Origin of the sequence: Longimicrobium sp., from assembly GCF_036280135.1 — a bacterium.
Lineage (GTDB): Bacteria > Gemmatimonadota > Gemmatimonadetes > Longimicrobiales > Longimicrobiaceae > Longimicrobium.
In genome coordinates this window covers 1-3,253 of the sequence record NZ_DASURI010000408.1, presented here as the reverse complement: position 1 = coordinate 3,253, position 3,253 = coordinate 1, and the positions used below count along the sequence as shown (strand labels likewise).

1 protein-coding gene is annotated in these 3,253 nt (G+C 69.2%); it reads left to right on the top strand.

All coding sequences use genetic code 11. The features are described 5' to 3' along the window. Window positions 1-78: 78 nt before the first annotated feature. Window positions 79-3,253, top strand: a 3,175-nt coding sequence (gene carB, locus VFZ20_RS13070) for a carbamoyl-phosphate synthase large subunit (protein WP_329684333.1), incomplete at its 3' end; no start/stop codon positions are given.

Sequence of the window (3,253 nt, the reverse complement as noted above, 5' to 3'; positions counted from 1 at the left end):
CACCCCGCGCCGGCCCTCCGCGATGGACCCGCGGACGGGCCGGCGCTCGCGCACGCAGACGCCTCACTGTAGCGATAGATGCCCAAGCGCACCGACCTGCAGAGCATCCTCATCCTGGGCTCCGGGCCCATCGTCATCGGCCAGGCGGCCGAGTTCGACTACAGCGGCACGCAGGCCGTGCGCGCCCTCCGCGAAGAGGGCTACCGCGTGATCCTGGTCAACAGCAACCCGGCCACGATCATGACGGACCCCGACCTGGCCGACGCCACCTACATCGAGCCCATCACCCCCGAGTGGGTGGAGCGGGTCATCGAAAAGGAAAAGCCCGACGCCATCCTCCCCACCATGGGCGGCCAGACGGCGCTGAACGTGGCGCTGCAGCTGTACGACGAGGGCACGCTCGAAAAGCACGGCGTGGAGCTCATCGGCGCCGACGCGCGCGCCATCCGCATGGCCGAGGACCGCAGCGAGTTCGCGCAGGCCATGGAGCGCATCGGCCTGCACGTGCCGCACGGCGGGTTCGCCAAGTCGCTGGAGGACGCCTTTCGCATCGTGGAGGACACGGGCTACCCGGCCATCATCCGCCCCAGCTTCACCCTGGGCGGCACGGGCGGCGGCATCGCGTACAACCGCGCGGAGTTCGAGGAGCAGGTGCGCCGCGGCCTCGATCTCTCCCCCGTGCACGAGGTGCTCATCGACCGCTCCGTCATCGGGTGGAAGGAGTACGAGCTGGAGGTGATGCGCGACGGGGCCGATAACGTCGTCATCATCTGCTCCATCGAGAACGTCGACGCCATGGGCGTGCACACGGGCGACAGCGTGACCGTGGCGCCGGCGCAGACGCTGTCGGACGTGGAGTACCAGCTGATGCGCGACGCGGCCATCGCCATCATCCGCGAGATCGGCGTGGAGGCGGGCGGGTGCAACGTGCAGTTCGCGCTCAATCCCACGAACGGCGAGATGCTGATCGTGGAGATGAACCCGCGCGTGTCGCGGTCCTCGGCGCTGGCGTCCAAGGCCACGGGCTACCCCATCGCCCGCATCGGCGCCAAGCTGGCCGTGGGCTACACGCTGGACGAGCTGCCCAACGCCATCACGGAGAGCACGCCGGCGTCGTTCGAGCCGGTGCTGGACTACGTCGTCGTCAAGTTCCCCCGCTTCGCCTTCGAGAAGTTCCCGGCGGCGGACGCCACGCTGAGCGTGCAGATGAAGGCCGTGGGCGAGTCCATGGCCATCGGCCGCACCTTCAAGCAGGCGTGGCAAAAGGCCATCCGCGCCCTGGAAGTGGGCCGCAGCGGCTGGGAGATCGGCACGCTCAAGGACGACCGGCTGGAGGACGAATCCCACGAGACGCTGCGCCGCGCCCTGCGCCGGCCCACGCCGGAGCGCTACTACCAGCTCAAGCGCGCGCTGGAGGCGGGCTTTTCCGTGGAGGAGGTGGCGGAGCTGACGTTCATCGACCCGTGGTTCATCGCGCAGCTGCAGCAGCTGGTGGACGCGGAGCGCGAGTACGCGGCGCTGGGGGAGGTCGACGCCCATTCGCTGCGGCGGATGAAGAAGCTCGGCTTCAGCGACGTGCAGCTGGCGCGCATCCGCGGCGAGACGGAGGACGCCGTCCGCGAGCGGCGCTGGGAGATGGGCATCCATCCCGTCTACAACCGGGTGGACACCTGCGCGGGCGAGTTCCCGGCCCTCACGCCGTACCTCTATTCCACGTACGCGGACGAGAACGAGTCGGAGCGGAGTGACCGCCGCAAGGTGATCATCCTGGGCTCGGGGCCCATCCGCATCGGCCAGGGGGTGGAGTTCGACTACTGCTGCGTGCAGGCGGCGCTCGCGCTGCGCGACGCGGGGTTCGAGACCATCATGGTCAACTCCAATCCCGAAACCAACTCCACGGACTTCGACGTCAGCGACAAGCTGTACTTTGAGCCGCTGACGCTGGAGGACGTCATCGAGATCGTCCGGCTGGAGCAGCCGGAGGGCGTGATCCTGCAGATGGGCGGGCAGACGCCCCTCAAGCTGGCGCAGCCGCTGGACCGGCTCGGCGTCAGGATCCTGGGCACACCCGTGGAGGCCATCGACCGCGCGGAAGACCGCGAGCGCTTCGAGGAGGCCGCGCGCAAGCTGGGCGTCCGCCAGCCGCCCAACGGCCTGGCCACGAGCGTGGACCAGGCGGCGGAGATCGCGGGGCGCATCGGCTATCCCATCCTCGTCCGTCCCAGCTACGTGCTGGGCGGGCGGGGGATGGTGATCGTGTACGACGAGCCGCAGCTGCGCCACTACTTCGAGACGGCGGCGCGGGTGAGCCACGAGCGGCCCGTGCTGATCGACCGCTTTTTGGAGGACGCGTTCGAGGCGGACGTGGACGCGCTGTGCGACGGCGAGACGGTGGTGATCGCCGGGGTCATGCAGCACATCGAGGAGGCGGGCATCCACTCCGGCGATTCTGCCCAGGTGCTGCCGCCCTACAAGCTGGGCGATGCCGAGGTGGCGGAGATGCGCGAGCAGACCCGCAAGTTCGCGCTGGAGCTGGGCGTCGTGGGCCTCATCAACGTGCAGTACGCCGTGTTCGAGGGGCAGGTGTACGTCATCGAGGTGAACCCGCGCGCCAGCCGCACGGTGCCGTTCGTGAGCAAGGCCACGGGCGTGTCCATCGCCAAGATCGCCGCGCGGCTGATGGTGGGCGAGACGCTGGCGAGCTTCAACCTGCCGGAGGAGATCCCGGTGGGCGGCGTGGCGGTCAAGGAGTCCGTCTTCCCCTTCAACAAGCTGGAGGGCGACTCGCTGCTGGGGCCGGAGATGCGCTCCACGGGCGAGGCCATGGGCTTTGACGACAGCTTCGGGATGGCGTTCGCCAAGGCGCAGACGTCGGCGGGGATGGACCTGCCGTCGGGCGGCAAGGTCATCATCACCGTGAACGACAACGACAAGCGCACGGCGACGGACTTTGCGCGGCGGCTGCACGACATGGGCTTCCGCATCCAGGCCACGAGCGGTACGGCGCGGTACTTTCGGCAGCGCGGCGTTCCCTGCGAGACCATCTTCAAGGTGGGCGAGGGGCGGCCCAACATGGCCGACCACCTGATCTCGGGCGAGGTGGCGCTGCTCATCAACACGCCCCTGGGCAAGCAGAGCCAGTACGATGACTACGCGGCGCGGCGCGCGGCCATCGCGTACAAGGTGCCCTACATCACGACGACGTCCGCGGCCGAGGCGGCCGTGGACGCCATCAGCGCCCTGCGCTCGCGGA